General features: G+C 53.6%; 12 protein-coding genes. All 12 read right to left on the reverse strand.

Annotation, left to right across the window (positions count from 1 at the left end; all coding sequences use genetic code 11):
• Nucleotides 1-120: 120 nt before the first annotated feature.
• On the reverse strand, nucleotides 121-705 hold the full coding sequence (locus ACIDEJ_RS09240; RefSeq protein ID WP_411987781.1) for a Maf family protein: 585 nt from the start codon (nucleotides 703-705) through the stop codon (nucleotides 121-123).
• Nucleotides 705-1190 (reverse strand): rod shape-determining protein MreD, encoded by a 486-nt coding sequence (gene mreD / locus ACIDEJ_RS09245; RefSeq protein ID WP_411987782.1) that lies wholly within the window; start codon nucleotides 1188-1190, stop codon nucleotides 705-707. Before mreD ends, ACIDEJ_RS09240 begins: the two co-directional genes overlap by 1 nt.
• The gene (gene mreC / locus ACIDEJ_RS09250) at nucleotides 1190-2059 is read right to left on the reverse strand and encodes a rod shape-determining protein MreC (protein ID WP_411987783.1); all 870 of its coding nucleotides are present in this window, start codon (nucleotides 2057-2059) and stop codon (nucleotides 1190-1192) included. Before mreC ends, mreD begins: the two co-directional genes overlap by 1 nt.
• A gap of 44 nt (nucleotides 2060-2103) precedes the next feature.
• Nucleotides 2104-3153, reverse strand: coding sequence for a rod shape-determining protein (locus ACIDEJ_RS09255; protein ID WP_411987784.1), 1050 nt, complete (start codon nucleotides 3151-3153; stop codon nucleotides 2104-2106).
• 248 nt (nucleotides 3154-3401) lie between these two features.
• On the reverse strand, nucleotides 3402-7094 hold the full coding sequence (locus tag ACIDEJ_RS09260; protein ID WP_411987785.1) for a DUF6701 domain-containing protein: 3693 nt from the start codon (nucleotides 7092-7094) through the stop codon (nucleotides 3402-3404).
• A complete protein-coding gene (locus ACIDEJ_RS09265; RefSeq protein WP_411987786.1) occupies nucleotides 7087-7533 on the reverse strand; it encodes an MSHA biogenesis protein MshP in 447 nt (148 codons plus the stop codon). The genes ACIDEJ_RS09260 and ACIDEJ_RS09265 overlap by 8 nt, the downstream gene beginning before the upstream one ends.
• Entirely contained in the window at nucleotides 7523-8311 is a 789-nt protein-coding gene (locus ACIDEJ_RS09270) for a PilW family protein (RefSeq protein ID WP_411987787.1), read from the reverse strand. The genes ACIDEJ_RS09265 and ACIDEJ_RS09270 overlap by 11 nt, the downstream gene beginning before the upstream one ends.
• Nucleotides 8311-8817 carry a prepilin-type N-terminal cleavage/methylation domain-containing protein gene (locus tag ACIDEJ_RS09275; protein WP_411987788.1) on the reverse strand — a complete coding sequence of 169 codons (507 nt, stop codon included), beginning with the start codon at nucleotides 8815-8817 and terminating at the stop codon, nucleotides 8311-8313. The genes ACIDEJ_RS09270 and ACIDEJ_RS09275 overlap by 1 nt, the downstream gene beginning before the upstream one ends.
• Nucleotides 8804-9289 (reverse strand): type IV pilin protein, encoded by a 486-nt coding sequence (locus ACIDEJ_RS09280; protein WP_411987789.1) that lies wholly within the window; start codon nucleotides 9287-9289, stop codon nucleotides 8804-8806. The genes ACIDEJ_RS09275 and ACIDEJ_RS09280 overlap by 14 nt, the downstream gene beginning before the upstream one ends.
• A 97-nt stretch (nucleotides 9290-9386) precedes the next feature.
• Nucleotides 9387-9905 carry a pilus assembly FimT family protein gene (locus tag ACIDEJ_RS09285; RefSeq protein ID WP_411987790.1) on the reverse strand — a complete coding sequence of 173 codons (519 nt, stop codon included), beginning with the start codon at nucleotides 9903-9905 and terminating at the stop codon, nucleotides 9387-9389.
• Between the two features lie 16 nt (nucleotides 9906-9921).
• On the reverse strand, nucleotides 9922-10443 hold the full coding sequence (locus ACIDEJ_RS09290) for a type II secretion system protein (RefSeq protein ID WP_411987791.1): 522 nt from the start codon (nucleotides 10441-10443) through the stop codon (nucleotides 9922-9924).
• Between the two features lie 31 nt (nucleotides 10444-10474).
• Nucleotides 10475-11077, reverse strand: a complete 603-nt coding sequence (locus ACIDEJ_RS09295; protein ID WP_411987792.1) for a pilus assembly FimT family protein — start codon at nucleotides 11075-11077, stop codon at nucleotides 10475-10477.
• Nucleotides 11078-11095: the final 18 nt, after the last annotated feature.

Below are 11095 nucleotides of genomic sequence, written 5' to 3' on the forward strand. Positions count from 1 at the left end.
TACGATTGCTTGTGCCACTGTGTTTCACGTTAGACCCTTTATTGAATGCCGATAGCCAGATTTTATCCACACGAGGCGGGGAAATCTGCCAGAAATTGTGATTTTATGCTGAGGCGGTGGTTACAGCAGACGCATTTTTTGCAGCAGCTGCCGGGTTTCCACCAGCGGCAACCCGACAACGGCTGAATAGCTGCCATGGATATGAGAGATGAAACTGCCGCCCAACCCCTGTATACCATAGGCACCAGCTTTATCCATTGGTTCCCCACTGGCCACATATGCCCGGATTTGCGCCGCGCTCATGCGGGTAAAGCATACCTCGGTGGACACCAGCACAGACTCGCACTGATAGCCGTCAGTCACCGCCACGGCGGTCATCACCCGATGGCTGCGATTGCTTAGCCGGGTCAGCATGGCAATGGCCTGGTCGGCATCAGCTGGTTTGCCCAGTACCGCATCATCCACCACCACAATGGTATCGGCACCCAATGCGATGGTTTCCGCCTGCTGCCAGTTGCGCCAGCCGGCACCGGCTTTTTCCCGGGCAAGCCGGTTCACATAGGTGGCAGCGGCTTCCCCCTGATGACGGCTTTCATCAATATCCGTTGCCAGGATGTCAAAGGAAAATCCGGGAGTGCCAAGCCCCAACTGTGACAATAATTCGCGGCGGCGGGGCGACGCGGAAGCCAGTAACAGTTGTTTCATTATCTCACCTTGTAGCTGCGGCGTAAGCGGCGTAGTAACCAGTAAATCCAGGGCCAAATGACCATGCCGGATACCACCGGCAGCAGTTGTTCCAGATGGAACTCGCTATGAAAAATAATAAACTGCATCCAGTACAGCACCAGATGATACAGTGCCAGCAAAAAGGCGATGATAAGCGCCTGTTGCCATACTGAAAAGTTGCGCAATTTCTGATAGTTGAGCACCACGATGTAAATCACCAACGAGAAGGTGAGCGAACGGATCCCCAGGTAACTGCCCAGGAGCACATCCAGCACGGTGCCCAATAGCCAAGCGGTGAGAATGTTATAACGGTGGGGCAAGGCCATAGACCAGTAAATCACCACCAGCAGCAGCCAGTCAGGGCGAAAGGCCTCTACCAGCTCAGGCACCGGCATCAGTTGAAACAGCAACCCCAACAGCATGGAAAACCACACCACCAGCGTGCCGCGGGTATTGGCCAGCATTACGGTGTATCTCCCTTGGTAGTCTGCGCTGCCGGGCTGTCATCTTCCGTGGTTTGCACCGACTCCGGCCAAATCAGCAGCAGATAGCGAATTCTGTCCAGTGCCGCCATGGGCTGTGCCATGACTTTCAGGTAACTTTGGCCGTCGTCATTGGTAATGGAGATCACTCTCGCCACCGGATAGCCTTCTGGAAAACGGTTGCCAAGCCCGGAGGTCACCAGCAGATCGCCCACCTTGATATCGGTGCTTTTGGGCACATAGCGCACTTCGATTTCATCCACTTCGCCGGTGCCATTGGCAATCAGGCGCACATCATTGCGGGTAATGCGCACTGGCACGCCTTGCTCAGGATCGGACAATAGCAGCACCCGGGCACTGAGCTCATTCACCTGCACCACCTGACCCACGATGCCCTGGGCATCCACCACCGGCTGCCCCACAAACACCCCGTCACGCAAGCCGTGGTTAATCACCACATACTGATGGAACGGATCAGAGGCCACTTCCATCACTTCGGTCACCATCTTGCGGGAATCCATGTGTACCGGAGAGCCCAGCAATGCCCGTAACCGCTGGTTTTCCTGACGCAAGTGCTCGTAACGCTGCAGGCGCTCACTCATCAACAGTTGCTGTCGCAGCAGTTCCTGGTTTTGCTTGCTCAGCATGTCGCGGGTGGCAAAGGTTTCGGCCCCCCAGTCCAGCAAATGACCGGGAATGTTGGCAAAATACTGAATGGGACTGAGCACCGAAGCCAACGACTGACGTACCGGCTCTAACCTGTGGTTAGCCAGCATCAACAACACCGACAGGATGACTGCCAGTGTTAAACGGAACTGATTGGAAACGCCGCGAACAAAGATTGGTTTCATAACAAAATCAAGGCGGTGATATCACCGCCTTGTGCACCTGTTCATCAGGTTTCTTCCGAGAATAAATCACCGCCGTGCATATCAATCATCTCCAGTGCCTTACCGCCACCGCGGGCCACGCAAGTGAGAGGATCTTCTGCCAGCATCACCGGAATGCCGGTTTCCTGCATCAGCAACCGGTCAAGGTCGCGCAATAATGCACCGCCACCGGTAAGCACCATGCCGCGCTCAGAGATATCAGATGCCAGTTCTGGTGGTGACTGCTCAAGGGCCACCATCACCGCACTGACAATGCCAGACAGCGGCTCTTGCAGCGCTTCGAGGATTTCATTGCTGTTAAGGGTAAAGCTTCTGGGCACCCCTTCGGCCAGATTGCGGCCACGGACTTCAATCTCCAGCACTTCATCGCCGGGATAAGCCGTGCCGATGGTATGCTTGATGCGCTCGGCGGTGGCCTCGCCAATCAGGCTGCCGTAGTTGCGCCGGACATAGTTAATGATGGCTTCATCGAATTTATCCCCGCCAATGCGCACGGAAGAGGAGTAAACCACGCCGTTCAGGGAGATGATGGCCACTTCCGTGGTACCGCCACCGATATCGATGACCATGGAGCCGGTTGCCTCAGACACCGGCAAGCCGGCACCGATGGCTGCCGCCATGGGCTCTTCAATCAGGTACACTTCCCGGGCACCGGCGCCCATGGCCGATTCTTTAATGGCCCGGCGTTCCACCTGGGTGGCACCTACGGGCACACACACCAACACCCGAGGACTTGGACGGAAAAAACTGTTGTTATGCACCTGTTTGATAAAGTGCTGCAGCATTTTTTCGGTCACGTAGAAGTCGGCAATCACGCCGTCTTTCATGGGGCGAATGGCCTGAATGTTGCCAGGGGTTCTGCCCAGCATCTGTTTAGCTTCCATCCCCACTGCAGCAACGGATTTCTGTCCGGAACTGTTACGCTCTGCGCGGATAGCGACCACAGAGGGTTCATTCAGCACTATGCCTTCATTACGGACATAAATCAGTGTGTTGGCTGTACCCAGATCAATTGACAGATCATTAGAAAAAACGCCACGCAGCTTTTTGAACATGTAACTTGCCTGTATTCTGTGGAATCAGAAGAGAAGAAATGAAAATTCAGCTAACTTTATCAATGCCACCCCCATACCACAAGCCTTGCTAGAGCAACATTTGCGAATAATCGATTTTTTTTGGGTTTGGCTGCCCGCTGTCCAAAAAGGCCGTGCCATATACGGTAAATGGTACGGTAAACGCCTAATCACAGCGCGGGCGCAAAGGCTGATTTTCCTCATTGCCCTGCAGTTTACCACGTTCCCTGTCAGCGTACCTCACGCCAGTTGATTATCCGGTCTTGTCCGCGATAGCGGCCAAAGTAGGCACTGGCTCTGGGATTTTGCAGCTCGGTGTTCATGCCGTTCCACTGCCAATACCATTGCAGCCACGCAGGAACACTCAAAGGTGCGGTGACCTTGCCACGATAACCGCCCACCGCTTGCCACAATAACGGGAATTCGCCACTGCTGATGGCGCCGCCATTGCGGTCAATCCGCTGGCCGCTACCCAGCGCCGGCTCAAACTGATAACCCAGCGCCAAATCATCGGTTTGCTGTGCCAGCGCTGGCGTGACCACAGTGCAAAAATCCTCGTTATTAACTTGCCAGTTGCTGCCATTCCAGTATTGCGTCTGCCCCTGCATGGTCAACACCCGGTTGTCAGGGCCATAAGTGTTGTCCAGCCATACCCGCCCTTGACGCATGATTTGGGTGCCAAGGCTCAAAGCGTTGCAGTTATTTGCCAGCTGGCAATTCTGCCCGTTGCTGCGCATGTCAGGATTAAGCAAGGTGGTCATATTGTCAGGGTCTGACAGGCTCAGCCCCAGCATCCATTGAGGAAACGGCCCGTCCACGGCCGGTGCCGCCGGGCGCTGAAAACTGGCGCTGCCACTAAACAGTGCCTGTCCGCCATGCCAGTCAGCGCCTGCAGGCCCATTGCCCACCACCCGCAAATCTAATGGCACGCCGTTGCCGCCATCAGCGGCCTGATAGCCGGTAACAGCCTTGGCAAAGGCTCCCTGATAATTGCGCGTCAGTTGGCGGTTAAGGTTGAGTGCGCTTAGCGAGTATGCAAGATTGAATGGCTGATCCATATAACTGAAACCGCCACAGGCAGGGGTCAACTGGCTGCTGTCCAAGCGCACATAGGCGGGGACAAAACGCCCGATGGCTTGTTCGCTGCGCCCTGAAGGCCCAAGATTGGCACTGCTGCCCACTAACGATGGATAGGCCGAACTGCCAAGATACGGCAAGGGGGCCTGCACACCGAAATCAAATACCCCCACCTCGGATACGCTCTGCTGAATGACATTGTTACTGCTGTTTTGCTGCAACTGGTGCGCATAGCTGCTGACCCCCAAGCTGCCAGACACACCACCGGCAGGCGCCCGCAGATGATGTGTCAGGGTCATGTTTGCCTGCTGGTAGGAGGGGGTCAGCGGATTGGCGCACAGATTGCTGTTGCCGCTCTGCCAGGCACGGGCGGTGATGGTTAACGGAAAGGTATCTCCCGCACGGCGAAATGCCGCGCAGTTGGCATCTGCCGTATTACAGTAGTCCGTTGTCTGTACACAAAATCCCAGCGGAAAACTGACAAAGGCATCAGCGCCACGCATGACCAGACCACTATCATTTCCGGCCGTGCTGCCGGTGTATTTGGCATTAAGCTCCACCTTGCCGGCATCCGGGTAATTAACATCCACCTGTGCCCGCCCTTGGGCATCGAATGCCAGCGGCAATGGAGTGGCGGTATTTTCAGTGGTACCGATGTCACGCCACGTGGCTGAGGTTGAGGCTTTTAATGCCATCAAGGGATTACCGGTCACGGTGGAGAGGTGCTCCCCCCAGAATGAGAGCGTTTTATTGGTATTGGCAAAGGCCGGCACGCATTGGGCGCTGCCATCGGACTTCATGGCGCGAATGAGTAATTGCGAGTGCGGCTTGTTGGCCAGTTTGTCTGGTACATCAAAGAAAAAACCGCTATCGGCAAAACTCAGGGTGCAGGCCGCAATGCTTGGGGCGCCACTGCCACGACGGCACAGGGTATCACTGCCAGGGCGGGTGGCAGGCAGTGACGAGGACACCCCCAAGGTAACGGGTAGCAAGTCGTGTTTTTGCAACTGCAATTGGGTACTGCCGCCACTGAAAGTGACGCTGCTGCCCGGCAACCAGCGTCCCTGTGGCACGGTGGCAGGGCTCAGGTTGGCTGTCACGCTCCCCGTGAACAATTCACTGCAACTGGCATTTTTGCATGCTCGCAGGGTGACGGGCTCTGCCCGGCAGGTAAAGGGGGCACTGCTGTAGTCAAATTCAAAATGATGCACCTGCTCCCCTACCGGGGTGGAGGTCAGGGCACACACTTTGAAATTGTCAATTTCATGGTTATTGTTTGCGCCGCCGGTAGAGGCGGTTAACGACAGATAAAAATTGGCAGGCATCGGTGACTGCCCGGTGTAACTGAGGGCATTAAAAGGGGCTATCAACTGCTGGTAGCCGTTACCATCATTGGTATCCCGCTCTACCGTTACCATGCTCTGGCCTGCCGTGCGAGAATCCACCGTAATACGGTAACGATGCCCTGGCCCTGCACGTGAAGTGCCGCGCACATCAATATTCGGTCTTAAGTTCGCGGCAGTGCCAAGCAGGTAACGGTATCCTCCCGCATCCGACCCGCGAATGGCCACTGATTGTATTCTCCGCCCCGGGCCACCCGATTGAATGCCTACCGGATTGGAAAAATTCCCGTATTCATCCAGACCTATGCCTAACCAGCCGCCAGCAAACCCCGGGATATCCGCCCGATATTGTCCATAACCCAAAGACCCCCCGGGATTTCCCGGTTGTGGCGTTACCGACGCGTCGGATAGGATCACAGCCATACCATCCCCGCCAACCCCGCGTTGGGGAGACCAAGCATAAAAATCAAACTCCACCGTGACCAGGTTACTATCCGCGGGGAACAATCGCTGATAAGTGCTGGCAATGGCTTGATTATTGATTGCCGACGTTAAACGCAGACGGTTACCCACAATGCTTGGAGCCCTTGAAGCCCCCAACACTTTGATAGCCCAATTATCGGAAATGGCGCTACTGCTGAAATCATCGGTAAAACAGCCAAGCGTGGGTTGGGCTGGCCCATAGGAGGTGTCGTTAATCTGGGTACTGGTATTCATGGTTAAGTGACGGCTGGTAACCCGACCATTAATCTGCCCCTGGTTATTGAGGTTTACCCTATCATCGGCATACACCCAGCCGTTGATCACACTGCCACTGTTTAAACTAAGGCTGCCATAAGCCACTACCGTGAGCCGCCCGCCGGAAGCCACATCCATGGTTGCTCCGGTAAGTTGCGCTTCATTCATCACAAAAAGACGACTATCACCCTCAAAGACTAGCCTGGCCCCTTGGTTCAACGCTAAGGTTTCAATCCAGTAATCACCAGGTGCCATGGTTACCGTGGCGTTATTGCCCAACGCCATGCTTTTGACAAAATACTCGCTATGAGCATTGGAAAAGCTGGCAGCACAGCCGCTGTATATGGAGATAACGCCAAACACATCCTGTGTGGCACTATTTTGGGTCAGAGCGGTACAACTGGATACAGAGTCCCAACTGCTGCTGGTTTTAAAGCGGTTCTCGTTTGTGTTCAGATTCAAACCGTCAATGGTCTGTCCTGCAATCTGACATCGCATCCGACCGCCATTGCCATCATCACATACATCGGTCGGTGACCAGGCATTTATCGTGCAATAGTCAAGGGCCGCCCCTTGGGTGCCATTGATGCGCGCACTGTTATATACCGTCAAAGAGGAGGTATCCTGCGCATTACAACTGCTGTTGTTATTACCGTGATGTCCCTGCACCACCGCGGGAAACAGCTGATCGTAATCAATCACGTCAAATGCCTGAACCTGCATGGCACAGCACAACAGCATCATCCAGAAACCATTTTTAATCACGGGCTTCCACCTCCACGGTTCGGCTGACACGTAAGCAGCTCACGGTACCTGCATCACAATTGCCGGTTTCACAAATGGCCGCACTGCGCACCGTATATACAGTATCATCGCCCACACTCAAGCTGTTGCACTGCAATGACACCCGGCAGCTGGAAAAACCTGCTACATCCGGTGGAGTCCACTCATTCCCCACAGCCGAGCATCCAGCCGTCGTGCCGTCCAGCGGGAACAACCGTGCCAGCGCCGCATCCGCACCGCTATTGGCGGCATTAAACGCTCGAAGGCTCCAGACCTCCTGATTCACGCCTTCATCCGCATTACTGCTAAGCCGTAGCAATACCGAGGCCAGTAATGACATGATGACAATCACAAAGATGGCAATCACCAACGCGCTACCCCGCTGACGGGCCATCACAGAAGAATGCTGATTACGGAACATTGAACACCTGCACCTGGTGCTGATAGGTAAACGACTCACCCAGAAGATTGAATCTGGGGCGCAACTGCACGATGGCATTGTTGGTCAGGCTGGCGGGCGTCAGGGCTAACGGCAGTTGGCTGCTAAAGTCATTACCGAGATCTTCCGCCATCAAGACCCCGGTACTGGCCGGTGGCAACGGCTGTGACAGCTGATAACCATAAGCGCCATAACGACGGATCTGACCGGTGGCAAAAAAACAGTAACTGACGGGTTGCGCCGCCGCATACCAGCGTTTTGAAGGTGATGCTTCTGCAAAAATCACCGGGGTATCAAAGACAATATCGGTTACCGCACCGCTGCTGGAAACACTTTTGACATTAAAGCGTTTACTACGGGATGCATCATAAACATCAGCCGCTGACAGCGGATATACCAGCAACTGCATGCCAGCCTGCAATACGGTTTTTGGCGTAAAAACCTGCATGTTATCGTCGCGGGTCTGTGCCGTCACCGGCAAGGTGAGATAACTGCCGGACGCCTGCTGGGGTAAAAATTCCACACACTGCAACTGGTTGTTGTGACTGAGTCGTACGCTCCCGGGAATGCTGCCCTGTAACTCACGGCTCAAACGCTCAACAACAAAGCGGCTACTGCCAATCAAACGGTCGGTGGCACTGGCGTCCATGAAAATCCGGGTGCCAAAAATCAAAAAACCACTGACGCCCACGGCCAGTATCCCCAAAATCAGGATAACAGTCACCAGTTCTACCAGCGTAAACCCCGCATGCCGGCGCATCAGTAATTACTCCTTACGGCATCAAACCGGATGGCTTCACCGGCAGGCGTGGTGACCACCACGGTAATGAGTTTATGCACACGCACATCATCGCTGCTGACGGTAACCGTCATTTGGTAATCAGGATAAGCCGCCCCATAAGACTGGCTGCTGTTGAGCATTAACGCATCTTGCGTCAGCCCTTGGTAATCGTCCACATCATCATAATCATTGCGACCTTCGCCTTCAGTGCCAAAGTCAACCACCTTGGTACAGGGTGTTCCCCCGGCACTGTCACAGGCAGGAATGCCGCCAAAACCGCTACGCTCATCATAGGGTTTGCCCCAGATTTCATTGAGTACCGCACTTGCCAGTTCACTGGCCCGCACCCGCTGCAAGGTGGCTGCAGCATGGTCACTTTGGGGAAACAGCACACTGGTAAGCAGTACCATGGCGATACTGAGCACCAACATGCCGATGACCATTTCCATCAGGGTAAACCCTGCGATGCGCTTATCCCCCTTCATGAATATACCCCTCAGCTTCAATGGCAATGCCCAGGGTATCGTCCGCCATTACCTGCAGGCAATTGCCATTGCAGCCAAGCCCCGCAGGAAGGAAAACACTGCGGCCGTCACTGTCAAACTGCACGGAAAAAGTATCACGGGAATTGGCCAGCAACTGGATACGGGTATTACGGGGAAAGGCGTGCTGGGTTTCATTGGCAATCAGCGTACTGCAATCTTGCTGCAGATGGCTGAGCTGATAACCGCCATTATCAATGTTTATCCGATAACAGCGATCCGGGTTGGTGATAGCCAGCAACTGCACCCGGCGCAGCTCACTGATGAACTCTTGCCGCAGAGCATAGGCGCTGTACGAGCCAGCGCCCATGAGTCTGGGTAATGCCACCACTGACAAAATTGCCAGCAGCAGGATAGTGACCACTAACTCTACTAACGTGAAGCCATGTGTCACATATCCCCTGTTGTTCACCATATTGCATCCTGACGCTATGCTTTGGGCCAAGTATGGCAATGAGCCAGCTGTTTCAATATCCAACAAAAGGCCTGTTCAATACAGGCACAATCAAATATTAACAATCACTCGCTGCCGGTAACGCACTATAGTCTGGCGGTGTGTTAGCATCAGCGGCTTGGGTATACGTGAGTTTACAGGCAGCTGGCGCACCTTTTTGCCAGATTTCTACGGTATTGGTACCCGCTTTAATCACCCAATCGGCGCCCTTGTCAGTGGTGGGTTTACCCGCATCACCGGCATCAAACTTCGTGTCCATCGCATTTTCCAGCTCTGCTTCAGTGGCCTGCAAATAACCATACCTTGGTTTAGCCAATGTGCCGGTACCTATATCAATACCGGCTGGATTAGCGGTAGTCCAAAAAGTTTCAGCCTGCTTTTCATGGCCGGCAATCAATGTTTTGGAGTGTATCAGTGTGTTGGCTCCCTGCAACGCCGCCTTCATTCCGTTTAATGCCGCCACTCTGGCATCACCTTGAAGGTTCAAGAACTTAGGTGCTGCAACTACTGCCAAAATCCCCAGGATGATGATGACCACCACCAGTTCGATAAGGGTAAAACCTTGTTGTTTTTTCATGGATTAACTCCTCCGATTAGCAACCTGAAGCTGTTATTTCGTATTTAGGTTTTACTGTGGTAGATGTCGCTGGAGTATAATTCACCCGGCAAGCATCGCTGCCTTTCTTTCCTTTAGGCACAATGATAAATGAAGCATCACTAACATAAATCACCCCGAAATCTTCAGAGGCTACCTTATCTGGACCATCAATGGCTTCAAAAGTATTATCCATGGCTTTTTCCAGATTGCTCTTAACCGTCGCGGAATCTACAGCGCTATCAAGGTAACCAAAATCCGTCGTAACACTAATATCGGCAGTGTTATTTTTACCAATAACCACACTTTCACCAGCATTTTTACCCAACCCCGCAATCATCGCCTTGGAATACACCAAACTATTGGCCCCTTGCAGCGCGGCTTTCATGCCTTGTAACGTGGAACTTCTGGCATCGGATTGCAAATTGATGAATTTAGGTGCAGCGACCACCGCCAGGATCCCCAGGATGATGATGACCACCACCAGCTCAATCAAAGTAAAACCTTGTTGCTTTCTCATAAAACAGCCCTTTAAGTATTTGTAATTAAAATTAGTGAGTAAAACTTAATACCTGACCGGTACCCGGGTTGTAGGTAATGCCTTTGGCACCAATGGTGGACGCATCCGGTGTTGGCGTTGGCACACCGCTGGTTTGGTTAAGTGCCAGTGATGACACTTGATAATAGACACACAAGTCCAGGTTATTCACCACGGTGCCGTTAATGGCCGTGACGCTGTTGCCTGCACCGCTGATTGCCTGCACCGCATAGCGCTGATCCCGCGCATCTTCATTTACCTGCACGTTTTTTGGCGCGCTTTGCAGTACATGATTAAACACTTCCTGACAGCTGGCAGTGGTCATATCAGTTGCCGAGGTATTGGTTAACCCGGTGGGATATCCAAAACGGGTATCCAGTGCCACACCGGTGCCGTCCAATACCACACTGCTGTTACGCCGGCCGTCCACTTCCCATTGGGAGCGCACAAAAGCAACTGCTGTGGCCAAACCGCCGGTAACACCTTCAAGGCTGGCATTTTCTGCATCATCAGTGACGTTCAGAAACCGTGGGATGGCAGTGGCTGCCAACAATCCCAGAATCACGATAACGATCACCAGCTCTATTAATGAAAACCCCTGTACGCTACGCTTCATCCAAGACTCCTCTCATAA

Origin of the sequence: Shewanella mytili (assembly GCF_046765975.1) — a bacterium.
Lineage (GTDB): Bacteria > Pseudomonadota > Gammaproteobacteria > Enterobacterales > Shewanellaceae > Shewanella > Shewanella mytili.

Excerpts from the sequence above, each read along its gene's own strand:
- mreC (WP_411987783.1), bottom strand. The coding sequence starts at position 2,059 with ATGAAACCAATCTTTGTTCGCGGCGTTTCCAATCAGTTCCGTTTAACA.
- ACIDEJ_RS09290 (WP_411987791.1), bottom strand. The coding sequence starts at position 10,443 with ATGAGAAAGCAACAAGGTTTTACTTTGATTGAGCTGGTGGTGGTCATC.
- ACIDEJ_RS09295 (WP_411987792.1), bottom strand. The coding sequence starts at position 11,077 with ATGAAGCGTAGCGTACAGGGGTTTTCATTAATAGAGCTGGTGATCGTT.
- mreD (WP_411987782.1), bottom strand. The coding sequence starts at position 1,190 with ATGCTGGCCAATACCCGCGGCACGCTGGTGGTGTGGTTTTCCATGCTG.
- ACIDEJ_RS09255 (WP_411987784.1), bottom strand. The coding sequence starts at position 3,153 with ATGTTCAAAAAGCTGCGTGGCGTTTTTTCTAATGATCTGTCAATTGAT.
- ACIDEJ_RS09270 (WP_411987787.1), bottom strand. The coding sequence starts at position 8,311 with ATGCGCCGGCATGCGGGGTTTACGCTGGTAGAACTGGTGACTGTTATC.
- ACIDEJ_RS09265 (WP_411987786.1), bottom strand. The coding sequence starts at position 7,533 with ATGTTCCGTAATCAGCATTCTTCTGTGATGGCCCGTCAGCGGGGTAGC.
- ACIDEJ_RS09275 (WP_411987788.1), bottom strand. The coding sequence starts at position 8,817 with ATGAAGGGGGATAAGCGCATCGCAGGGTTTACCCTGATGGAAATGGTC.
- ACIDEJ_RS09285 (WP_411987790.1), bottom strand. The coding sequence starts at position 9,905 with ATGAAAAAACAACAAGGTTTTACCCTTATCGAACTGGTGGTGGTCATC.
- ACIDEJ_RS09280 (WP_411987789.1), bottom strand. The coding sequence starts at position 9,289 with ATGGTGAACAACAGGGGATATGTGACACATGGCTTCACGTTAGTAGAG.
- ACIDEJ_RS09240 (WP_411987781.1), bottom strand. The coding sequence starts at position 705 with ATGAAACAACTGTTACTGGCTTCCGCGTCGCCCCGCCGCCGCGAATTA.